Annotated in this window: 19 protein-coding genes and 2 tRNA genes; 14 read left to right on the forward strand and 7 right to left on the reverse strand. The window is 56.6% G+C overall.

Annotated elements, in window-relative coordinates; translation table 11 throughout:
• Positions 1-30: 30 nt before the first annotated feature.
• Both AC6CWS_RS21350 and AC6CWS_RS21355 read left to right on the forward strand, forming a co-directional pair.
• Positions 31-107: transfer RNA gene (locus AC6CWS_RS21350), tRNA-Asp, on the forward strand.
• Between the two features lie 53 nt (positions 108-160).
• Positions 161-236: transfer RNA gene (locus tag AC6CWS_RS21355), tRNA-Trp, on the forward strand.
• A 108-nt stretch (positions 237-344) separates the two neighbouring features.
• On the opposite strand, the gene hdfR is transcribed toward AC6CWS_RS21355, so the two are convergent.
• The gene (gene hdfR / locus AC6CWS_RS21360; RefSeq protein ID WP_065883598.1) at positions 345-1,166 is read right to left on the reverse strand and encodes an HTH-type transcriptional regulator HdfR; all 822 of its coding nucleotides are present in this window, start codon (positions 1,164-1,166) and stop codon (positions 345-347) included.
• Positions 1,167-1,284: 118 nt separating this feature from the next.
• Between hdfR and AC6CWS_RS21365 the strand changes: the two genes are divergently transcribed.
• Positions 1,285-1,623 (forward strand): MaoP family protein, encoded by a 339-nt coding sequence (locus AC6CWS_RS21365; protein WP_004886877.1) that lies wholly within the window; start codon positions 1,285-1,287, stop codon positions 1,621-1,623.
• A gap of 24 nt (positions 1,624-1,647) precedes the next feature.
• Here AC6CWS_RS21365 and AC6CWS_RS21370 read toward each other — a convergent pair whose 3' ends face one another.
• Positions 1,648-3,168, reverse strand: coding sequence for a YifB family Mg chelatase-like AAA ATPase (locus AC6CWS_RS21370; protein ID WP_032454493.1), 1,521 nt, complete (start codon positions 3,166-3,168; stop codon positions 1,648-1,650).
• Between the two features lie 354 nt (positions 3,169-3,522).
• Here AC6CWS_RS21370 and ilvL point away from each other — a divergent pair, with 354 nt between their 5' ends.
• The 7 genes from ilvL (at position 3,523) to ilvA (ending at position 10,066) form a co-directional block, all read left to right on the forward strand.
• Positions 3,523-3,621: an ilv operon leader peptide gene (gene ilvL / locus AC6CWS_RS21375; protein WP_001311244.1), complete on the forward strand. Its 99-nt coding sequence runs from the start codon at positions 3,523-3,525 to the stop codon at positions 3,619-3,621.
• Between the two features lie 87 nt (positions 3,622-3,708).
• A complete protein-coding gene (ilvX, locus tag AC6CWS_RS21380; RefSeq protein WP_175426296.1) occupies positions 3,709-3,759 on the forward strand; it encodes a peptide IlvX in 51 nt (16 codons plus the stop codon).
• A 2-nt stretch (positions 3,760-3,761) separates the two neighbouring features.
• Positions 3,762-5,408: an acetolactate synthase 2 catalytic subunit gene (gene ilvG / locus AC6CWS_RS21385; protein ID WP_023291544.1), complete on the forward strand. Its 1,647-nt coding sequence runs from the start codon at positions 3,762-3,764 to the stop codon at positions 5,406-5,408.
• On the forward strand, positions 5,405-5,662 hold the full coding sequence (gene ilvM, locus AC6CWS_RS21390; RefSeq protein WP_004886870.1) for an acetolactate synthase 2 small subunit: 258 nt from the start codon (positions 5,405-5,407) through the stop codon (positions 5,660-5,662). Before ilvG ends, ilvM begins: the two co-directional genes overlap by 4 nt.
• A 16-nt stretch (positions 5,663-5,678) precedes the next feature.
• A complete protein-coding gene (gene ilvE, locus AC6CWS_RS21395) occupies positions 5,679-6,608 on the forward strand; it encodes a branched-chain-amino-acid transaminase (protein WP_002883171.1) in 930 nt (309 codons plus the stop codon).
• Between the two features lie 60 nt (positions 6,609-6,668).
• The gene (ilvD, locus tag AC6CWS_RS21400) at positions 6,669-8,519 is read left to right on the forward strand and encodes a dihydroxy-acid dehydratase (RefSeq protein WP_023291545.1); all 1,851 of its coding nucleotides are present in this window, start codon (positions 6,669-6,671) and stop codon (positions 8,517-8,519) included.
• A gap of 2 nt (positions 8,520-8,521) precedes the next feature.
• Complete coding sequence (gene ilvA, locus AC6CWS_RS21405) at positions 8,522-10,066, forward strand: threonine ammonia-lyase, biosynthetic (protein WP_017899412.1); 1,545 nt, start codon at positions 8,522-8,524, stop codon at positions 10,064-10,066.
• On the opposite strand, the gene ilvY is transcribed toward ilvA, so the two are convergent.
• Positions 10,063-10,953 (reverse strand): HTH-type transcriptional activator IlvY, encoded by an 891-nt coding sequence (gene ilvY / locus AC6CWS_RS21410; protein ID WP_064155697.1) that lies wholly within the window; start codon positions 10,951-10,953, stop codon positions 10,063-10,065. The genes ilvA and ilvY overlap by 4 nt on opposite strands.
• A gap of 152 nt (positions 10,954-11,105) precedes the next feature.
• On the opposite strand from ilvY, the gene ilvC reads away from it, so the two are divergent.
• Positions 11,106-12,581, forward strand: a complete 1,476-nt coding sequence (ilvC, locus tag AC6CWS_RS21415; RefSeq protein WP_065883600.1) for a ketol-acid reductoisomerase — start codon at positions 11,106-11,108, stop codon at positions 12,579-12,581.
• Between the two features lie 203 nt (positions 12,582-12,784).
• Here the strand turns inward: ilvC and ppiC (AC6CWS_RS21420) are convergent, their stop codons facing one another.
• The gene (gene ppiC / locus AC6CWS_RS21420; RefSeq protein WP_004886861.1) at positions 12,785-13,066 is read right to left on the reverse strand and encodes a peptidylprolyl isomerase PpiC; all 282 of its coding nucleotides are present in this window, start codon (positions 13,064-13,066) and stop codon (positions 12,785-12,787) included.
• A gap of 50 nt (positions 13,067-13,116) precedes the next feature.
• Positions 13,117-13,398, reverse strand: a complete 282-nt coding sequence (ppiC, locus tag AC6CWS_RS21425; protein WP_032454495.1) for a peptidylprolyl isomerase PpiC — start codon at positions 13,396-13,398, stop codon at positions 13,117-13,119.
• Between the two features lie 112 nt (positions 13,399-13,510).
• Here ppiC (AC6CWS_RS21425) and rep point away from each other — a divergent pair, with 112 nt between their 5' ends.
• Entirely contained in the window at positions 13,511-15,535 is a 2,025-nt protein-coding gene (gene rep, locus AC6CWS_RS21430; RefSeq protein ID WP_004886858.1) for a DNA helicase Rep, read from the forward strand.
• Positions 15,536-15,586: 51 nt separating this feature from the next.
• Here the strand turns inward: rep and gppA are convergent, their stop codons facing one another.
• Both gppA and rhlB read right to left on the reverse strand, forming a co-directional pair.
• Entirely contained in the window at positions 15,587-17,077 is a 1,491-nt protein-coding gene (gene gppA, locus AC6CWS_RS21435) for a guanosine-5'-triphosphate,3'-diphosphate diphosphatase (RefSeq protein ID WP_023291549.1), read from the reverse strand.
• Between the two features lie 117 nt (positions 17,078-17,194).
• Positions 17,195-18,460 carry an ATP-dependent RNA helicase RhlB gene (rhlB, locus tag AC6CWS_RS21440; RefSeq protein WP_023291550.1) on the reverse strand — a complete coding sequence of 422 codons (1,266 nt, stop codon included), beginning with the start codon at positions 18,458-18,460 and terminating at the stop codon, positions 17,195-17,197.
• 342 nt (positions 18,461-18,802) lie between these two features.
• On the opposite strand from rhlB, the gene trxA reads away from it, so the two are divergent.
• Positions 18,803-19,132 (forward strand): thioredoxin TrxA, encoded by a 330-nt coding sequence (gene trxA / locus AC6CWS_RS21445; RefSeq protein WP_002883224.1) that lies wholly within the window; start codon positions 18,803-18,805, stop codon positions 19,130-19,132.
• A gap of 331 nt (positions 19,133-19,463) precedes the next feature.
• Positions 19,464-20,723, forward strand: a complete 1,260-nt coding sequence (gene rho / locus AC6CWS_RS21450; RefSeq protein WP_002883293.1) for a transcription termination factor Rho — start codon at positions 19,464-19,466, stop codon at positions 20,721-20,723.
• Positions 20,724-20,962: the final 239 nt, after the last annotated feature.

Below are 20,962 nucleotides of genomic sequence, written 5' to 3' on the forward strand. Positions count from 1 at the left end.
ACCGGTGGTAATAAAGCGAAAAAATTCGGTGGAGCGGTAGTTCAGTCGGTTAGAATACCTGCCTGTCACGCAGGGGGTCGCGGGTTCGAGTCCCGTCCGTTCCGCCACTTATTTAACATTAAGCCTGCTCAGATAGCAGGCTTAGTGGTAAGAAAACTTTAGGGGCGTAGTTCAATTGGTAGAGCACCGGTCTCCAAAACCGGGTGTTGGGAGTTCGAGTCTCTCCGCCCCTGCCATTTATAAGAATCCTTTGCTCAGGCAAAGGATTTTTTTTATCTCTACTCTCCATCTGCAATATCCCTGTTCAAAATACCTTGCTTCTCTCCGTCCATGGAGAGTACCGCTTATTTCAGGATAGGGCTTTTCAGGATCTCGTGGATCTGCGCCTGCTTATCGCTATTTTGTAACCAGATCGCATAGAGTGGGCGGGAAAGCGTAGCGCTGTCCATGACCGTATGTAACCCATGCTTCTCTTTGGCCCAGCGAACAGGTAGCCAACAGCAGCCGTTCAGGCGTGATAATTGCTGGTAGATCAATTCAGCTGAAGAGGTAGTGAGCAGCGGAACATCATCGCTTCCTATCAGACCCACTTCGTTTTGCTGAAAATCAGGCCCCCATTCAAGGCGCAAGTAATTCAATTCATTTCTGTTTTTTGCAGGCGATGCGCAATACAAGGCAAGGGTAAAATTACCCAACAGCTGGCTGCTTAATTCATCCATCTTCGGCGATTCGGTGGTGATCAGCAGATCCAACTGGCGTTCATGAAGCTGTTTAACCAGCGACTGCCGCTGTGCGATACGCGCTTCAAACTGGAGATTGTAAGGTGCGCTGTAGAGGGTGCCGAGCCAGCCGTTAAGCATGCATTCCCACAGCGAGGCGCTGGCTCCGATGGAGAATTCATTATGTCGCGAAGAGTGTGCGACCTCCTTGCGCGCAGCCTGCCAGGTATTCATTAACGTTTCGGCGTAAGGCAGGAGCTTTTCTCCGGCCGTCGTCAGGCGAATGTTATTACGATGTCGGGTGAACAGGTTCACACCAAGTTGATTTTCCAGCTGACGAATACGAAAGCTGACCGCTGACTGCGTCAGGTAAAGCGCCTCTGCTGCTCGCCCAAAGTGACGAGTTCTGCTCACTTCCAGGAAAGTCTTGAGCAATTCCGTATCCACACCGTTCTCCACAAAATTATTTGTCGTGATGATTTAAATGTTTTGTTTGACGCTCTGTCAAGCGTAACTAATACTCCGCGCCATAAATAGCTCGGCCAAAGAATCAGGAGCGTGTAGGATGGCGGAAAGCTTTACGACGACTAATCGTTTTTTCGACAATAAAAATTATCCACGCGGGTTCTCCCGTCACGGTGATTTCACCATCAAAGAGGCGCAACTGCTGGAACGTCATGGTTATGCCTTTAACGAACTGGAACTGGGTAAACGCGAACCTGTTACCGATGATGAAAAACAGTTTGTCTCGGTGTGCCGTGGTGAGCGTGAGCCGGTAACGGAAGCAGAACGCGTATGGATTAAGTATATGGCGCGCATCAAGCGGCCGAAGCGTTTCCATACCCTTTCCGGCGGCAAACCGCAGATGGAAGGCGCTGACGATTACACCGAAAGCGATGACTAAGAAAAAAGGGCGTAAGCCCTTTTTTTACGCCATCATTTTCTGCAGATGGTTTAGCATCCGGTCTATCGCCCGATAGCTGAGCGCCTCCTGCAAATGACGGCGTTCAATCTCTTCAGCCTCTGCCAGATCGGCAATGGTTCTCGCCACCTTTAACAGACGCTGCCAGGCTCGAATAGAGAGCCCCAACTGCGTTAGCGTCTGTTCCAGCCAGACAGCGTCCTCCCGCCGTAAGTGGCAGCAGCTCTTCATTTCACGATTCTCAAGATGAGCATTGAGCTTATTTTGCCTGAGCATTTGCCGTTCGCGCGCCGCCAGCACCCGCTGCCGGACCGTTGCGCTAGACTCTTCGCCCTGCGTGCCCTGGCTCAGTATCCCTGGCGGCGGCAGCGGGATCTCTAAGGAGAGATCGAAGCGGTCAAGGAAGGGGCCTGACAGACGTCCCAGATAACGTAATGTCTGCTCAGGCGATGTACGATTATGTTTGCCCTGATAATGCCCTGTCGGGCTTGGGTTCATCGCCGCGATAAGCTGAAAGCGCGCCGGATAGTCAATTTTGGCGCGCGAGCGTGATATGTGGATCTTGCCTGACTCAATGGGTTCGCGCAGCGCATCCAGTACACGCCGCTCAAACTCAGGCAGTTCATCAAGAAACAGCACGCCATTATGGGCCAGGGAAATCTCACCGGGGACCGGTATTGAGCCGCCGCCCACCATCGCTGCCAGCGAGGCGCTATGGTGAGGCGCGCGAAACGGCCTCTGACGCCACCGGGTCTTCGCGGTATGCAGATTGACCAGGCTCTGAATGGCGGTGCTCTCCAGTGCTTCCTGATTGCTTAATGGCGGCAGGAGACCGGGTAGCCGGCTGGCAAGCATGGTTTTCCCGGTGCCGGGCGGGCCTATCAGGAGCAGGTTGTGACCCCCGGCGGCCACAATCTCCAGCGCTCGTTTTCCCTGCTGCTGGCCGATAACATCGCGCAAATCTTCGCCGCGTTCATCAACAATAGGTGCCTCGGCAAGAGGCGGTGAAAGCGATGTCTGCCCCGCGAGAAAAGCGCACACCTCCTGCAGATGGTCGGCGACCAGGCAATCGCTGCCGCCGATCAGGCCGACCTCAGCCGCATTATCAGCGGAGACGACGATACGCCGGCCGGCTTTGATGGCCTCCATTGCGCTGGGGATCGCCCCTGGAACGCCACGTAACCCACCTGTGAGGGCGAGTTCGCCCACAAACTCATAGTGATTCAGTCGCGTCGTATTGAGCTGCTCTGAGGCGACGAGAAGCGCGAGAGCGATAGGCAGATCGTATCGTCCGCCCTCTTTAGGTAGATCCGCTGGCGCCAGGTTAATGGTTATTTTCTTCGCAGGGAAAGCGTAGCCGCTGTTGATCAGGGCGCTACGGACCCGGTCACGGGCCTCTTTCACGGTAGTCTCCGGCAGTCCGACCATAGTCAGGCCGGGCAGACCGTTGCTGAGATGAACCTCGACAGTAATCAATGGCGCTTCGATACCGAGCGCCGCGCGAGTATAGACGATGGCGAGCGACATAAAACCTCCTGTACCAGGCAGGATTATGGCTGACCTGTGGTAAAACGGGAGCGGTAATAGTGAGAATTTAGGACCATAAATCCATACTTTTCGCGCTATATCGTTACATTTAGCCGAAAATGGAATTTCGCTCGCAAAAGAGAGTGGCGTGGGCAAGGCACGCGCAAAAGCGCGCGCCAGGCGAGAGAAAACTGAATTTTTTTCATTTCTGATTTTTTTCATATAAAACAATTATTTTTGCTGAAACTGTTAGGCTGCTCAGCAACGGAGATATAAAAAAATCTTGTGTTTTATGTGATGTCTGTGGTACCTCTTTAGGTATTCCTTCGAACAAGAAGCCAGAAAGTACAGAAAATGACAGCCCTTCTACGAGTGATTAGCCTGGTCGTGATTAGCGTGGTGGTGATTATTATCCCACCGTGCGGGGCTGCACTTGGACGAGGAAAGGCTTAAGAATCAAGCCTTAACGAACTAAGACCCCCGCACCGAAAGGTCCGGGGGTTTTTTTATAACTGAAATAACCTAAGCGAGGAGCAGATGATGACTTTTAGCATAAAATTCTGTTTCTCCCGATTTATGACGGGGAACTAACTATGAATGGCGCGCAGTGGGTGGTACATGCTTTGCGGACACAGGGGGTCGACACCGTTTTTGGCTATCCGGGTGGCGCAATTATGCCGGTTTACGATGCACTGTATGACGGCGGCGTGGAGCACCTGCTGTGCCGGCATGAGCAAGGGGCAGCCATGGCGGCCATTGGTTATGCGCGAGCAACCGGTAAAACCGGAGTGTGTATCGCGACCTCCGGCCCGGGCGCGACCAATCTGATCACCGGCCTGGCGGACGCTTTGCTTGACTCCATCCCCATTGTCGCCATCACCGGCCAGGTGGCCGCGCCCTTCATCGGCACGGATGCGTTTCAGGAAGTAGACGTTCTCGGTTTGTCACTGGCCTGTACTAAGCACAGTTTCCTCGTGCAGTCTCTGGACGAGCTGCCGCGGGTCATTGCTGAAGCTTTCCAGGTGGCAAACTCAGGCCGTCCAGGCCCGGTGCTGGTTGATATCCCTAAGGATATTCAGATGGCGCAGGGCGATCTCGATCCCCATTTCTCTACGGTCGCCGATGAGATGGCATTTCCGCAGGCGGAAGTGGCTCAGGCTCTGCAGATGCTGGCTCAATCGCAGCAACCGATGCTGTATGTTGGCGGCGGGGTCGGCATGGCGCAGGCGGTACCGGCGCTGCGTGAATTCCTCGCCGTAACCCGGATGCCGGCGACCTGCACTCTGAAAGGGCTGGGCGTGGTGGACGCCGATTACCCGTATTATCTCGGCATGCTGGGAATGCACGGCACCAAGGCGGCCAACCTGGCGGTACAGGAGTGCGATCTGCTGATTGCCGTCGGCGCGCGCTTTGACGATCGCGTGACCGGCAAGCTCAATACCTTCGCGCCACATGCCAAAGTGATCCATATGGACATCGATCCGGCGGAGCTGAACAAGCTGCGCCAGGCGCACATCGGTCTGACCGGCGACCTGAACCGCTTGCTGCCGGCGCTGCAGCAGCCGTTAGCTATCGATGGCTGGCGCGAGCGGAGTGCCGCGCTGCGTGCCGATCACGCCTGGCGTTACGATCATCCCGGTGAGGCAATCTACGCGCCGCTGTTGCTGAAACAGCTTTCCGACCGCAAGCCGGCGGACAGCGTGGTGACAACCGACGTTGGTCAGCATCAGATGTGGTCGGCTCAGCATATGACCTATACCCGCCCGGAAAACTTCATCACCTCCAGCGGCTTAGGCACCATGGGCTTTGGCCTGCCGGCCGCCGTTGGCGCCCAGGTGGCGCGCCCTAACGATACAGTGATCTGTATCTCCGGTGACGGCTCCTTCATGATGAATGTGCAGGAGCTGGGCACCGTTAAACGCAAGCAGTTACCGCTTAAGATCGTATTACTCGACAACCAGCGGTTAGGGATGGTTCGACAATGGCAGCAGCTGTTTTTCCAGGAACGTTATAGCGAAACCACTCTGACTGATAACCCTGATTTCCTCACGCTGGCCAGCGCCTTCGGTATTCCTGGCCAACACATCACCCGTAAAGACCAGGTTGAAGCGGCACTCGACACCATGCTTTCGAGCCAGGGGCCATACCTGCTTCATGTCTCAATCGACGAACTTGAGAATGTCTGGCCGTTGGTGCCGCCCGGCGCCAGTAACTCTGAAATGCTGGAGAAATTATCATGATGCAACATCAGGTCGCTTTACAGGCACGTTTCAACCCGGAAACCTTAGAGCGCGTGCTGCGCGTTGTCCGCCACCGTGGTTTCCAAATCTGCGCAATGAACATGGAAACCGCGGCGGACGCACAGAACATAAATATCGAATTGACCGTTGCCAGCCCGCGGCCCGTCGAATTACTGTTTAGTCAATTAAGCAAACTGGTCGACGTTGCCTGCGTCGAGATCCAGCAACCCACATCACAACAAATCCGCGCCTGAGCGCAAAGGAAGAAAAATGACGACGAAAAAAGCTGATTACATCTGGTTCAATGGCGAGATGGTTCCGTGGGGCGAAGCGAAAGTTCATGTGATGTCCCATGCGCTGCACTATGGCACCTCGGTATTCGAGGGCATCCGTTGCTATGACTCGCACAAAGGCCCGGTGGTGTTCCGTCATCGCGAACATATGCAGCGTCTGCATGATTCAGCCAAAATTTATCGTTTTCCGGTCTCCCAGAGCGTCGACGAACTGATGGAAGCCTGCCGCGAAGTCATTCGCACCAATAATCTGACCAGCGCTTATATCCGCCCGCTGGTGTTTGTTGGCGATGTCGGCATGGGGGTAAACCCGCCTCCGGGTTACAACACTGACGTGATCATCGCGGCGTTCCCGTGGGGAGCCTACCTCGGCGCAGAAGCGCTGGAGCAGGGGATCGATGCAATGGTCTCTTCCTGGAACCGCGCGGCGCCGAACACCATCCCGACGGCGGCGAAAGCCGGCGGCAACTATCTCTCCTCGCTGCTGGTTGGCAGCGAAGCGCGTCGCCATGGCTACCAGGAGGGTATCGCCCTCGATGTTAACGGCTATATCTCGGAAGGCGCAGGCGAAAACCTGTTTGAAGTGAAGGACGGCGTGCTGTTCACCCCGCCGTTTACCTCTTCCGCGCTGCCGGGCATTACCCGCGACGCCATCATCAAGCTGGCGAAAGATCTCGGTATTGAAGTCCGCGAGCAGGTATTGTCCCGTGAATCCCTGTACCTGGCGGATGAAGTCTTCATGTCCGGCACCGCGGCGGAAATCACCCCGGTACGCAGCGTGGATGGCATCCAGGTCGGCGCAGGCCGTCGCGGTCCGGTTACCAAACGTATTCAGGAAGCCTTCTTTGGCCTCTTCACCGGTGAAACAGAAGATAAATGGGGCTGGTTGGATCCGGTAAGTAAGTAATTAAAAATGGGACGGCACGCACCGTCCCATTTAATAAACACAGATGGGAGTAAAAAGAGCATGCCTAAGTACCGTTCCGCCACCACCACACATGGCCGCAATATGGCGGGCGCCCGCGCGTTGTGGCGCGCAACCGGGATGACCGATGCCGATTTCGGCAAACCGATTATCGCCGTCGTTAACTCCTTTACCCAGTTTGTTCCCGGGCACGTGCACCTGCGCGATCTCGGCAAACTGGTTGCCGAGCAGATTGAAGCCGCCGGTGGCGTGGCCAAAGAATTCAACACCATCGCAGTGGATGATGGGATCGCCATGGGTCACGGGGGTATGCTCTATTCACTGCCATCCCGCGAGCTGATCGCCGACTCGGTGGAGTACATGGTTAACGCCCATTGTGCGGATGCGATGGTCTGTATCTCCAACTGCGACAAAATCACCCCGGGGATGTTGATGGCTTCCCTGCGCCTGAACATTCCGGTGATCTTTGTGTCCGGCGGCCCAATGGAAGCCGGGAAAACCAAGCTGTCAGATAAAATCATCAAGCTCGACCTGGTGGATGCGATGATCCAGGGGGCGGATCCGAAAGTGTCCGACGAGCAGAGTAATCAGGTGGAACGCTCCGCCTGTCCGACCTGCGGTTCCTGTTCCGGGATGTTTACCGCCAACTCCATGAACTGCCTGACCGAAGCGCTGGGCCTGTCGCAGCCGGGTAACGGCTCTCTGCTGGCGACCCACGCCGATCGTAAGGAGCTGTTCCTTAACGCCGGGAAACGTATCGTTGAGCTGACCAAACGCTATTACGAGCAGGATGACGCTTCCGCGCTGCCGCGCAATATCGCCAGCAAGGCGGCCTTTGAGAACGCCATGACGCTGGATATCGCCATGGGCGGTTCCACCAACACCGTTCTGCACCTGCTGGCGGCGGCGCAGGAAGCTGAAATCGATTTCACCATGAGCGATATCGATAAGCTCTCCCGCAAAGTGCCGCAGCTGTGTAAGGTGGCGCCGAGCACGCAGAAATACCATATGGAAGATGTGCATCGCGCCGGCGGCGTGCTGGGCATTCTGGGCGAGCTGGACCGCGCTGGGCTGCTGAATCGCGAGGTTAAAAACGTCCTCGGCCTGACGCTGCCGCAGACCCTGGAACAGTACGATGTGATGGTCACCCAGGACGATGCGGTGAAAAAGATGTTCCGCGCCGGCCCGGCGGGCATCCGTACCACCCAGGCGTTCTCGCAAGACTGCCGCTGGGATACGCTGGATGACGATCGCGCCGAAGGCTGTATCCGTTCTCTGGAACACGCTTACAGCAAGGACGGCGGCCTGGCGGTGCTGTACGGCAATTTCGCGGAAAACGGTTGTATCGTGAAAACCGCCGGCGTGGACGACAGCATCCTGAAATTTACCGGTCCGGCGAAAGTTTATGAGAGCCAGGACGATGCGGTAGAGGCCATCCTCGGCGGTAAAGTCGTTGAAGGCGACGTCGTGGTGATCCGCTACGAAGGGCCGAAAGGCGGGCCGGGGATGCAGGAGATGCTTTACCCCACCAGCTTCCTGAAGTCGATGGGGCTGGGCAAAGCCTGCGCGCTGATCACCGATGGCCGTTTCTCCGGCGGCACCTCAGGGCTCTCTATCGGTCACGTCTCACCGGAAGCGGCGAGCGGCGGCAACATTGCGCTCATTGAAGATGGCGACATGATCGCGATTGATATTCCGAACCGCAGCATCCAGCTGCAGCTGAGCGATGCGGAAATTGCGGCGCGTCGTGAAGCCCAGGAAGCGCGTGGCGACCAGGCGTGGACGCCGAAGCATCGCCAGCGTCAGGTCTCCTTTGCCCTTCGCGCCTACGCCAGCCTGGCGACCAGCGCTGACAAAGGCGCGGTTCGCGATAAATCGAAACTGGGTGGCTAATCATGGCGGATTCACAACCCCTCTCCGGCGCCCCCGAGGGCGCCGAATACCTGAGAGCAGTGCTGCGCGCGCCGGTTTATGAAGCGGTGCAGAAAACGCCGCTGCAAAAAATGGACAAACTCTCTTCTCGCCTGGATAACGTTATTCTGGTGAAGCGCGAAGATCGCCAACCGGTACACAGCTTTAAGCTGCGCGGCGCCTACGCGATGATGTCCAGCCTGACCGCGGAACAGAAATCCCACGGGGTGATCACCGCCTCGGCGGGCAATCATGCCCAGGGCGTGGCGTTCTCCGCATCGCGGCTGGGCGTTAAGGCGCTGATCGTGATGCCGGTAGCGACCGCCGACATCAAAGTGGATGCCGTTCGCGGCTTTGGCGGCGAAGTGTTGCTGCATGGCGCCAATTTTGACGAAGCGAAGGCGAGAGCGATTGAGCTGGCGCAGCAGCAGGGCTTTACCTGGGTGCCGCCGTTCGATCACCCGATGGTCATCGCCGGTCAGGGGACCCTGGCGCTGGAGCTGCTGCAGCAGGATGCCCACATCGACCGCGTGTTCGTCCCGGTGGGCGGCGGCGGCCTGGCGGCAGGCGTGGCGGTGTTGATCAAGCAACTGATGCCGCAGATTAAAGTGATAGCGGTGGAAGCGGAAGATTCGGCCTGCCTGAAGGCGGCGCTGGATGCCGGTCATCCGGTGGATCTGCCGCGCGTCGGCTTGTTTGCCGAAGGCGTGGCGGTCAAACGCATCGGCGATGAAACCTTCCGTCTGTGCCAGGAGTATCTGGACGACATCATCACCGTCGACAGCGACGCTATTTGCGCGGCGATGAAGGATTTGTTCGAAGATGTGCGGGCGGTGGCAGAGCCTTCCGGCGCCCTGGCGCTGGCGGGGATGAAGAAATATGTCGCCCAGCACAATATTCGCGGCGAGCGACTGGCTCACATTCTGTCCGGGGCCAACGTCAACTTCCACGGTCTGCGCTACGTGTCTGAACGCTGCGAGCTCGGGGAACAGCGCGAAGCGCTGCTGGCGGTGACGATCCCGGAAGAGAAAGGCAGCTTTCTGAAGTTTTGCCAGCTGCTGGGGGGGCGTTCGGTGACCGAGTTCAACTACCGCTTTGCCGATGCCAAAGACGCCTGCATCTTTGTGGGGGTGCGTCTGAGTCGTGGGCTGGAGGAGCGGAAAGAGATCCTCCAGTTACTGAACGATGGCGGCTACAGCGTCGTTGACCTTTCCGATGACGAAATGGCCAAGCTCCATGTGCGCTATATGGTTGGCGGCCGACCGTCCAAAGCGCTGCAGGAGCGGCTGTTCAGCTTCGAATTTCCAGAGTCCCCGGGGGCGCTGCTGAAGTTCCTGCACACCCTTGGCACCCACTGGAATATTTCGCTGTTCCACTACCGTAGCCACGGCACCGACTATGGTCGGGTTTTGGCGGCCTTCGAGCTGGGCGAGCACGAGCCGGACTTTGAAACTCGTCTCAATGAGCTGGGCTATGAGTGTCACGATGAGACCCATAACCCGGCATTCCGCTTTTTCCTCGCGGGCTAGTGGTTCGGCAGGATTTTCCAGAAAGCATCAATAAGCGGCTCATGCAGCCGCTTTTTTTGTGCGCAAACGCCGAGCTCGAACGGGGTTTGCTCATCGCTGCGCTCCAGAATCATCACCCTGTTGCGTACCGGCTCCGGACTGTTCTCCAGCACCACCTCCGGCAGCAGCGCCACGCCGCATCCCAGGGCGACCATCGACACCATCGCTTCGTGGCCCCCGACGGTGGCGTAGATCGACGGATTGCTGATTTTATGCCGTCGAAACCACAGCTCGATGCGTCGACGTACCGGCCCCTGATCAGCCATGATAAACGGCACTGTCGACCAGTCCGGACGCTCGACGGTCGCCTGGTTGCGCACCGGGCAGGGAAGGGCCGGGGCAATTAACACCACGGCGAGGTTCTCCAGCATCGAAAACGCCACCGACCCTGGCAGGGTCTCCGGTTTACCGGCAATCGCCAGGTCGGCTTCGCCGGTGACCACCTTCTCCATGGCGTCGGCGGCGTCGCCGGTCGACAGCTTGATCTCTACCGAGGGATGCGCGGCGCGAAAGCGGTCGAGGATCGGCGGCAGATGGCTATAGGCGGCGGTGACAGAGCAGAAGATGTGAAGCTCGCCGGAGAGCGAAGGGCCCTGCTGATCGATGGCGTGGCGAAGCTGCTGATACTGCAGTAAAGTCTGCTGGGCAAAGGTGCGTAACTCTTCCCCTGCTTCGGTCAGGGTCACCGTGCGATTATCTCGCACGAACAGCGGCTGGCCGAGGTCCTCTTCCAGGCGCTGGATCTGGCGCGAAAGCGTCGACGGGCTGACGTGCATGGCCCGCGCGCTGCGGCCAAAATGGCGGCTTTCCGCCAGATGCAGAAAGGTTTTCAGATCGCGTAAATCCACGGCGCGTACTCCCCGGTTTTGTATTTCATAAAATGCAACGTGACGTTGTGAATATATCAATTTCCGCAATAAAATTCCTGTCATATAGTAAGTTCATTCTCGCAAAAGCGAACCGAACAATAAGCACGACACAACATCACGGAGTTACAGACATGGCTAACTACTTTAATACACTGAACCTGCGCCAGCAGCTGGCACAGCTGGGCAAATGCCGCTTTATGGCGCGCGACGAATTCGCCGATGGCGCAAGCTACCTTCAGGGTAAAAAAGTGGTCATCGTCGGCTGCGGCGCGCAGGGTCTGAACCAGGGTCTGAACATGCGTGACTCCGGCCTGGATATCTCCTATGCGCTGCGCAAAGAAGCGATCGCCGAGAAGCGCGCCTCCTGGCGTAAAGCGACCGAAAACGGTTTTAAAGTCGGCACTTATGAAGAGCTGATCCCACAGGCGGACCTGGTGGTTAACCTGACCCCGGACAAACAGCACTCTGACGTTGTGCGCTCCGTACAGCCGCTGATGAAAGACGGCGCGGCGCTGGGCTACTCCCACGGCTTCAACATCGTGGAAGTGGGCGAGCAGATCCGTAAAGACATCACCGTGGTGATGGTGGCGCCGAAGTGCCCGGGTACCGAAGTGCGTGAAGAGTACAAACGCGGTTTCGGCGTACCGACGCTTATCGCGGTACACCCGGAAAACGACCCGAAAGGCGAAGGCATGGCCATTGCGAAAGCATGGGCAGCGGCGACCGGCGGCCACCGTGCGGGTGTCCTGGAATCTTCCTTCGTGGCAGAAGTGAAATCTGACCTGATGGGCGAGCAGACCATCCTCTGCGGCATGCTGCAGGCGGGTTCTCTGCTGTGCTTCGACAAGCTGGTGGCGGAAGGTACCGACCCGGCGTATGCAGAAAAACTGATTCAGTTCGGCTGGGAAACCATCACCGAAGCGCTGAAGCAGGGCGGCATCACCCTGATGATGGATCGCCTCTCTAACCCGGCGAAACTGCGCGCTTATGCGCTCTCCGAGCAGCTGAAAGAGATTATGGCGCCGCTGTTCCAGAAACACATGGACGACATCATTTCCGGCGAATTCTCCTCCGGTATGATGGCGGACTGGGCGAACGACGATAAGAAACTGCTGACCTGGCGTGAAGAGACGGGTAAAACCGCGTTCGAAACCGCGCCGCAGTATGAAGGTAAAATCGGCGAGCAGGAGTACTTCGATAAAGGCGTTCTGATGATCGCGATGGTGAAAGCAGGCGTTGAGCTGGCGTTCGAAACCATGGTCGATTCCGGCATCATCGAAGAGTCCGCTTACTACGAATCACTGCACGAGCTGCCGCTGATCGCCAACACCATCGCCCGTAAGCGTCTGTACGAGATGAACGTGGTTATCTCCGATACCGCTGAATATGGTAACTACCTGTTCTCTTACGCTTGCGTACCGCTGCTGAAAGAGTTCATGACCACCCTGCAGACTGGCGACCTGGGTACGGCCATTGCCGAAGGCGCGGTAGACAACGCCCAGCTGCGTGATGTCAACGAAGCCATCCGCAACCACCAGATCGAGAAAGTGGGTCACAAACTGCGTGGCTATATGACCGATATGAAGCGTATTGCGGTTGCCGGCTAATTCCTCGCCGTCTTTCGACTGGCCGATGCGTTGGCTACGGTACGTACACCCCAGTCACATAGTAATCTATGTTCCTGGGGATGTACTTCCTGGCCGCCTTCCGGCAAGCCGAAATCCATAGAAGAATGAATTTGTTTAGTAGGCCTGATAAGCGAAGCGCCATCAGGCAAAAACCCGGAGATTAAGATCCCCGGGTTTTTTTATTATTTCCGGTACAGGACTTTGATGATGTGGTAGCCGAACTGGGTATGCAGCGGTCCGGTTGGCTCCAGCACCGGGCAGGAGAAGACTACTTTATCGAACGCCGGGACCATCTGGCCCTGGCGGAATTCACCTAAATCACCGCCGCGTTTGCCTGATGGGCAAATAGAGTGTTTCTTTGCCAGCTTACCGAAGTCGGCGCCGTTTTTAATCTGCTCCAGAAGATCCAGAGCCAGTTTCTCTTCTTTAACAAGAATATGCAGTGCTGCTGCTGTTTTTGCCATGATCGTGCCTTGAATAGGTTGAGATAAATCGGGGCGCAATATACCACGCGTCAGCGGCGATAAAGCACCTTAATGATATGGTAGCCAAACTTGGTTTTTACCGGACCGTAGGGCTTGAGAAGCGGGCAGCTAAAGACCGCCTGATCGAATGGGCCGACCATCGCGCCTTGCTGAAACTCGCCCAGGTCGCCGCCGTTGCGCCCCGACGGACATTGGGAATAGCGCTTCGCCAGATGATCGAAGCTGACGCCCCGCTCCAGTTTGGCGAGGATCTCCTGGGCCAGTTTTTCTTCTTTGACCAGGATATGCAGGGCTGCTGCGGTCTTTTTCATGGTTCTGCTCTATGGGTTAATCGCGATTTCTTCACTTTACCATCAGTCGGTAAATCTCGGCTCCGCTTTCTGCTACAATCCCCACCCCGTTCGAAGATTGAGCAAGACTCCCATGCGTTTAAACCCTGGCCAACAACAAGCCGTCGAATTTGTAACCGGACCGTGCCTGGTGCTGGCGGGCGCCGGCTCCGGTAAGACCCGCGTGATCACCAATAAAATCGCCCACTTGATCCGCGGCTGCGGCTATCAGGCGCGCCATATCGCGGCCGTGACCTTTACCAACAAAGCCGCGCGCGAGATGAAAGAGCGCGTTGGGCAAACGCTGGGGCGCAAAGAGGCGCGCGGGCTGATGATTTCCACCTTCCACACCCTGGGGCTGGATATCATCAAGCGGGAATATGCCGCGCTGGGCATGAAGTCTAACTTCTCCTTATTCGACGATACCGACCAGGTGGCGTTGCTCAAAGAGCTGACCGAAGGGTTGATCGAAGATGACAAAGTGGTGCTCCAGCAGTTGATCTCGACGATCTCCAACTGGAAAAACGATCTGAAAACCCCGGCCCAGGCCGCCGCGGGTGCGAAAGGCGAACGGGACCGCATATTCGCCCACTGCTATGGACTGTACGATGCGCATATGAAGGCCTGCAATGTCCTCGATTTTGACGATCTGATCCTGCTGCCGACGCTGCTGCTGCAGCGCAACGAGGAGGTGCGCGAACGCTGGCAGAATAAGATCCGCTACCTGCTGGTGGATGAGTATCAGGATACCAACACCAGCCAGTATGAGCTGGTGAAGCTGCTGGTGGGCCAGCGGGCGCGTTTTACCGTGGTAGGCGACGATGACCAGTCGATCTACTCGTGGCGCGGCGCGCGGCCACAGAACCTGGTGCTGCTCAGCCAGGACTTCCCGGCGCTGCAGGTTATCAAGCTTGAGCAGAACTATCGCTCCTCCGGGCGTATTCTGAAAGCCGCTAACATTCTGATCGCCAACAACCCGCACGTTTTTGAAAAGCGTCTGTTTTCCGAACTGGGATACGGCGCTGAGCTGAAAGTGCTCTCCGCCAACAATGAAGATCATGAAGCGGAGCGCGTGGCCGGGGAACTGATCGCCCACCACTTTATTAATAAAACCAATTACAAAGACTATGCGATCCTTTATCGCGGCAATCACCAGTCGCGGGTCTTTGAAAAGATGCTGATGCAGAACCGCATCCCGTACAAAATCTCCGGCGGCACGTCGTTCTTCTCGCGCCCGGAAATTAAAGATCTGCTGGCCTATCTGCGCGTGCTGACCAACCCGGACGACGACAGCGCCTTCCTGCGTATCGTCAACACGCCGAAGCGCGAGATCGGCCCCGCGACGCTGCAAAAGCTCGGTGAGTGGGCGATGGGCCGCAACAAAGGATTGTTCACCGCCAGCTTTGATATGGGTCTTAGCCAGACGCTGACCGGGCGCGGCTATGAATCACTCACCCGCTTCACCCACTGGCTGCGCGAGATCCAGCAACTGGCCGAACGCGAGCCGGTCAACGCCGTGCGCGACTTGATCCGCGGGATTGACTACGAATCCTGGTTGTATGAAACCTCGCCCAGCCCGAAAGCCGCGGAAATGCGCATGAAAAACGTCAACCAGCTGTTCACCTGGATGACCGAGATGCTGGAAGGCAGCGAAATCGATGAGCCGATGACCCTGACGCAGGTGGTCACCCGCTTTACGCTGCGCGACATGATGGAGCGCGGCGAATCGGATGAAGAGCTGGATCAGGTGCAGCTGATGACCCTCCATGCCTCAAAAGGGCTGGAGTTCCCGTATGTTTACCTGGTGGGCATGGAGGAGGGATTGCTCCCGCACCAGAGCAGCATTGATGAAGATAACGTCGATGAAGAGCGCCGGTTAGCCTACGTGGGCATCACCCGTGCGCAGAAAGAGCTGACCTTTACGCTCTGTAAGGAGCGCCGGCAGTATGGTGAGGTGGTGCGCCCGGAACCGAGCCGTTTCCTGCTCGAGCTACCCCAGGACGATCTGATTTGGGAGCAGGCGCGCAAAGTGATTACCGCTGAAGAGCGAATGCATAAAGGACAGGCTAACGTGGCGAACATTCGCGCCATGCTGGCAAAAGCTAAAGAGAAAGGATAGCGATAAGCAGGCCGGGTAAGGCGAAGCCGCCGCCCGGCAATGTTCAGCGTATTACTTCACCTCAAGCATCCAGTGCACATAGCTTTGCCACTGGCATTCCTGTTCGATCAGCTCAGCCCCAAGCGGGTGATTATCCAGCCAGTTTTCCGGCAGCGTCAGGGACAGTTTTTCATCATCGGCCACCAGATTGATGGCGGGCAGCAAATCGTCACGCCGCCGGCTGGCAAAGAGTATCGCCAGTCGCAGCAGGCGACAAAGATGTTCGGCAACCCGCGGCGGGACGGCGTTCTGCTGATGAAGCGATGAGAGGTCGATGGCGTTAGTCTGGTTAAGCAGCAGCGTCGCAATCAGCTTCTTCTGCGCTGGGGTAAAGCCGGGCAGGTCGAGATTATTGACCAGATAGGCCGCGTGCTGCGGCGCGCGCTTAAAATCCACGCTCAGGCCAATCTCATGCAACGCACAGGCGCTGAGGAGCAAATCGCGGCTCAGCGGATCCAGTTCCCAGCAGCCGTCCAGCTGGCTGAGCAGGTGGCTGGCAAGACCAGCGACGCGCTGGGCCTGTTCGGTGTCGATCATAAAACGACGCTGAATATTACGCAGAGTGCGGCTGCGGATGTCCTGTTCAACGGAGAGATGCAGCATGCCATACACCAGCCCTTCCCGTAATGCGCCGCCCGCGAGGGTCATACACTGAATATTCAGTTCGCTGAAGATAGCGATAAGGATCGCCAGCCCGCTCGGAAACACGAGCGCTCGCTCAAGGGTTAAGCCTTCGATCTCCAGCTCTTCCAGGCGTCCGCACTGGATGGCGCGCTGTTTAAGCTGCTGGAGTTTGGTCAGGGTGATCCGCTCATCCATCCCCTGCGCCATCATAATTTCCTGCAGAGCCTGAACGGTGCCGGAGGCGCCAACGCACACTTTCCATCCGTGATAGCGCAGCACATCGGCGATGGGCAGTAGCACCTCACGCGCGGCCGCCTCGGCAAGATCGAAATTCTCTTTCGTCAGGCTGCGGTCGGCGAAATAGCGTTCAAGCCAGGTCACACAGCCCATCGACAGGCTAAATAGCGAGGTCGTTTGCGCGCCGGTGCCGGTCACCAGTTCGGTGCTGGCGCCGCCGATATCGACCACCAGACGCTGATCGGCGCCGCCGGTGGTGTGGGCGACACCCTGATAAATCAGGCGCGCTTCTTCTTCACCGCTAATGACCTGTACCGGACTGCCGAGGATCTCCTGCGCTTTCGCCAGAAATTCGCCGGCATTGACGGCAAGACGCAGCGTGGCGGTGGCCACGACGCGGATTTGCGCCGGCGGAATATCCTGCAGGCGTTCGGCAAACAGGCGTAAGCACTGCCAGCCGCGCTCCATCGCTTCTGCGGAGAGCGTGTTGTCGCTATTAAGGCCGGCGGCCAGACGAACTTTGCGCTTAATCCGGCTCAGCGTCTGGATACTGCCAGCCACCTCGCGCACCACCAACATATGGAAACTGTTGGAGCCCAAATCAATGGCGGCATACAGCGAGGTGGAGCTCATGCTCTTCATCGTTCAGAAGGCTCCCTCGTCGACGGGGCGCTTGTGCCCAATCCGTGTAACTGAGCGGGTTGCCGGGGAAACGCGCCCTGGCAGATTCTGAATGATTGAGCGTATAGCATAGAGTTCTTAACCTGAACGACGACGATTGCGCGGTGGACCGCTGCGGCGCGGGCCGTTGCCTGGACGCGCACGGGTCAGGCGCAGCGGCTTAGGCAGGTCGGTCATCAGCGCGTCCGGGTTGTACTTGCTGACCGGAATTGAGTGACCAATATAGGTTTCGATAGCCGGCAGGTTCAGCGCATACTCTTCGCAGGCGAGGCTGATGGAGTGACCGCTGGCGCCAGCGCGACCGGTACGGCCAATGCGGTGAACGTAATCTTCGCAGTCGTCCGGCAGATCGTAGTTAAAGACGTGGGTCACGGCCGGAATGTGCAAGCCACGAGCGGCAACGTCAGTCGCGACCAGAATATCAAGGTCGCCGCGGGTAAATTCTTCGAGAATCCGCAGACGTTTTTTCTGCGCCACGTCGCCGGTCAGCAGACCTACGCGATGGCCGTCGGCGGCGAGATGGCCCCAGATATCTTCACAACGATGCTTGGTATTGGCGAAGACGATGGCGCGATCGGGCCACTCTTCTTCCAGCAGCGTCTGCAGCAGGCGCATTTTTTCTTCGTTGGACGGGTAGAAGAGCTCTTCTTTAATACGGTGGCCCGTTTTCTGTTCCGGCTCGACTTCAACGTACTCGGCGTTGTTCATTTGTTCGAACGCCAGTTCGCGTACGCGATAAGAAAGCGTCGCGGAGAACAGCATGTTCAGACGCTGAGTGGCCGGCGGCATGCGGCGGAACAGCCAGCGGATATCTTTAATAAAGCCGAGATCGTACATGCGATCGGCTTCGTCCAGCACGACGACCTGAATGGCGCCGAGGTTAATGTGGTTTTGCTTCGCGTAATCGATAAGACGACCGGTGGTACCGATCAGAATATCGACGCCGCTTTCCAGCACTTTCAGCTGCTTATCGTAGCCGTCGCCGCCGTAAGCCAGACCCAGCTTCAGACCGGTGGCCTGCGCCAGCGGTTCAGCGTCCGCGTGGATCTGTACCGCCAGTTCACGCGTCGGCGCCATAATCAGCGCGCGCGGCTGGTTAACCTGGCGATCGGCGATAGCCGGGTGAGAGAGAAGATAATGAAACGTCGACGTCAGGAACGCCATCGTTTTACCGGTACCGGTTTGCGCCTGCCCGGCGACATCGCGGCCTTCCAGCGTCAGCGGAAGGGCGAGGGCCTGAATAGGTGTGCAATTATGAAACCCTTTCTTTTCAAGGGCTTCAATGACTGCCGGGTGCAGGGCGAAGTCGGAAAACTTCTGTTCTGTTAAATGTGTTTTGCTCATAGTGTGGTAGAATATCAGCTAACTATTGCATTAAGAAAGCGTATCCGGTGAAATAACGTCAACCTTTCGTTGGCGGTGTACGAAATTATTCAAGGTACGTCTACGGTAACTGAACGAATCCAGGATAGCTTAGACCACTAAGCGAGCCGGGAGCGATAAATCTGCAATATGCAGTGCGCGTTCAGGTGACCCTGGCGTCAAAGGGTGGGTCCATGAGGGATCGCGCCAGTTGGCAGACCAGAGAATTGAGGTATCCTGAAGAATAGCGTGCATAACGTAGCCGCAGCGCGTCGTTGATGGCTACGACACCAACACACCAGGCTTATTCCTGTGGAGTTAAATATGAGCGATAAAATTATTCACCTGACTGACGACAGTTTTGACACGGACGTACTCAAGGCTGACGGGCTGACCCTCGTCGATTTCTGGGCAGAGTGGTGTGGTCCGTGCAAAATGATCGCCCCGATTCTGGATGAGATCGCTGAAGAGTATCAGGGCAAACTGACCGTAGCTAAGCTGAACATCGACCAGAACCCGGGCACCGCGCCGAAGTACGGCATTCGCGGCATCCCAACCCTGCTGCTGTTCAAAAACGGCGAAGTAGCGGCCACCAAAGTCGGCGCACTGTCCAAGGGTCAGCTGAAAGAGTTCCTCGACGCCAACCTGGCGTAAGCGAATTGCTGTTCCGGCGTCCAGATTCCTATTTTTTGCGGAACTCTGGACGCCCGGCTGGAGTCGTGCTAAGTTAATCCACAGACTTCGTTTTAAACATACCTTGTTTGAATCTTGTTTTACCCGAAGCATCCCGCAAAAAACGCGCGTGAAGCTATTAATTCCGGGCTTTTCACTCATTCCGTCTAGTCGTTTCAGTTCTGCGTTCTTTCCTGTGACCAGGCGACGTACAGACACGAGATGAAGGCCGTTAACAGGCATGGAAGTTCCTGCCATACCATTCACAACATTAAGTTCGAGATTTACCCCGAGTTTAAGAACCCACACCACTATGAATCTTACCGAATTAAAGAATACGCCGGTTTCTGAGCTGATTACTCTCGGCGAAAATATGGGGCTGGAAAACCTGGCTCGTATGCGTAAGCAGGATATTATTTTTGCCATCCTCAAGCAGCATTCGAAGAGTGGCGAAGATATCTTTGGCGACGGCGTACTGGAGATACTGCAGGATGGATTTGGATTCCTCCGCTCCGCAGACAGCTCCTACCTCGCCGGCCCTGACGACATCTACGTATCCCCCAGCCAAATCCGCCGTTTCAACCTCCGCACTGGTGACACCATTTCCGGTAAGATTCGTCCTCCGAAAGAGGGTGAGCGTTACTTTGCGCTGCTGAAAGTTAACGAAGTTAACTACGACAAGCCGGAAAACGCCCGTAACAAGATCCTGTTCGAGAACTTAACGCCGCTGCACGCGAATTCTCGTCTGCGTATGGAGCGTGGTAACGGTTCTACCGAAGACTTAACCGCTCGCGTACTGGATCTGGCTTCCCCGATTGGCCGCGGTCAGCGTGGTCTGATCGTCGCGCCGCCGAAAGCCGGTAAAACCATGCTGCTGCAGAACATCGCGCAGAGCATCGCTTACAACCATCCGGACTGCGTGCTGATGGTGCTGCTGATCGACGAACGTCCGGAAGAAGTGACCGAGATGCAGCGTCTGGTGAAAGGTGAAGTGGTTGCTTCCACCTTCGACGAACCGGCATCCCGTCACGTTCAGGTTGCTGAGATGGTTATCGAGAAAGCGAAACGTCTGGTTGAACACAAGAAAGACGTTATCATCCTGCTTGACTCCATTACCCGTCTGGCGCGCGCCTACAACACCGTGGTCCCGGCTTCCGGTAAAGTGCTGACCGGTGGTGTGGACGCCAACGCCCTGCACCGTCCGAAGCGTTTCTTCGGTGCGGCGCGCAACGTCGAAGAGGGCGGCAGCCTGACCATCATCGCCACGGCGCTGATCGACACCGGCTCCAAAATGGATGAAGTTATCTACGAAGAGTTTAAAGGCACCGGTAACATGGAGCTTCACCTCTCTCGTAAGATTGCCGAAAAACGCGTCTTCCCGGCTATCGATTACAACCGTTCCGGTACGCGTAAAGAAGAGCTGCTCACCACTCAGGAAGAGCTGCAGAAAATGTGGATCCTGCGCAAAATTATCCATCCGATGGGTGAGATCGACGCGATGGAGTTCCTCATTAATAAACTGGCAATGACTAAGACGAATGATGACTTCTTCGATATGATGAAGCGCTCGTAAGGTAAAAAAAGCCAAAAACGCCACGCCTTTGCGTGGCGTTTTCATTTTGGGATTTGTATGATCCAGAGACAGAGAAAGCGGGACGAAAGTTGTCGTATAATGGCGCCGGACAGCAGGCGGAGACAGCTTTAACAGACTAAAATCTATACAATAAATTTGTAATGTTCTGCTTTTCCCCTTCTGGAGTTGGGGCATCATCGCTATACTTCCCGGATTAACTATGCTGAGAGCACATGCGT

The organism is Klebsiella sp. M041, from assembly GCF_059759695.1.

Bases quoted from the DNA above. Each gene is read 5' to 3' on its own strand.
- AC6CWS_RS21365 (WP_004886877.1), top strand. From the start codon at position 1,285: ATGGCGGAAAGCTTTACGACGACTAATCGTTTTTTCGACAATAAAAAT.
- AC6CWS_RS21370 (WP_032454493.1), bottom strand. From the start codon at position 3,168: ATGTCGCTCGCCATCGTCTATACTCGCGCGGCGCTCGGTATCGAAGCG.
- ilvL (WP_001311244.1), top strand. From the start codon at position 3,523: ATGACAGCCCTTCTACGAGTGATTAGCCTGGTCGTGATTAGCGTGGTG.
- ilvG (WP_023291544.1), top strand. From the start codon at position 3,762: ATGAATGGCGCGCAGTGGGTGGTACATGCTTTGCGGACACAGGGGGTC.
- ilvM (WP_004886870.1), top strand. From the start codon at position 5,405: ATGATGCAACATCAGGTCGCTTTACAGGCACGTTTCAACCCGGAAACC.
- ilvE (WP_002883171.1), top strand. From the start codon at position 5,679: ATGACGACGAAAAAAGCTGATTACATCTGGTTCAATGGCGAGATGGTT.
- ilvD (WP_023291545.1), top strand. From the start codon at position 6,669: ATGCCTAAGTACCGTTCCGCCACCACCACACATGGCCGCAATATGGCG.
- ilvA (WP_017899412.1), top strand. From the start codon at position 8,522: ATGGCGGATTCACAACCCCTCTCCGGCGCCCCCGAGGGCGCCGAATAC.
- ilvC (WP_065883600.1), top strand. From the start codon at position 11,106: ATGGCTAACTACTTTAATACACTGAACCTGCGCCAGCAGCTGGCACAG.
- ppiC (WP_004886861.1), bottom strand. From the start codon at position 13,066: ATGGCAAAAACAGCAGCAGCACTGCATATTCTTGTTAAAGAAGAGAAA.
- ppiC (WP_032454495.1), bottom strand. From the start codon at position 13,398: ATGAAAAAGACCGCAGCAGCCCTGCATATCCTGGTCAAAGAAGAAAAA.
- rep (WP_004886858.1), top strand. From the start codon at position 13,511: ATGCGTTTAAACCCTGGCCAACAACAAGCCGTCGAATTTGTAACCGGA.
- gppA (WP_023291549.1), bottom strand. From the start codon at position 17,077: ATGAAGAGCATGAGCTCCACCTCGCTGTATGCCGCCATTGATTTGGGC.
- rhlB (WP_023291550.1), bottom strand. From the start codon at position 18,460: ATGAGCAAAACACATTTAACAGAACAGAAGTTTTCCGACTTCGCCCTG.
- trxA (WP_002883224.1), top strand. From the start codon at position 18,803: ATGAGCGATAAAATTATTCACCTGACTGACGACAGTTTTGACACGGAC.
- rho (WP_002883293.1), top strand. From the start codon at position 19,464: ATGAATCTTACCGAATTAAAGAATACGCCGGTTTCTGAGCTGATTACT.